Raw genomic sequence first — 292 nt, forward strand, 5'->3', positions numbered from 1 at the left:
CCTGCTCGTTGACGGCTACAGCATCTCTCTGTTCATCCGCCGCGTCGCCGAGGTCTACTCCGCGACGCAAGCCGGCGATTCGGTCCCGGACCGCTGGTTCGGCAGCATGAAGAACGTCATAGACGCCAAGAATTCCGGCGATTCCAGGATCGAAGAAGGTGCCGCGTATTGGAGTAGCATCCTCGGAATCGAGAACGCTGGCCACGAGAACGTGGAAGACCTGTCCGGGGTCTTCGTATCCTCAAGCCAACCAGTTGTCGTCCCGATACCCGACGACACCTACTCGAAGGTT

The 292-nt window shown here is 59.2% G+C and carries 1 protein-coding gene; it reads left to right on the plus strand.

What is annotated here, in order from left to right; all coding sequences use genetic code 11:
- Positions 1–292: hypothetical protein (locus GFH49_RS00945; RefSeq protein ID WP_155053801.1), on the plus strand; the 292-nt coding region annotated here is incomplete at both ends.

It is taken from the genome of Streptomyces blattellae, from assembly GCF_009709555.1.
Lineage (GTDB): Bacteria > Actinomycetota > Actinomycetes > Streptomycetales > Streptomycetaceae > Streptomyces > Streptomyces blattellae.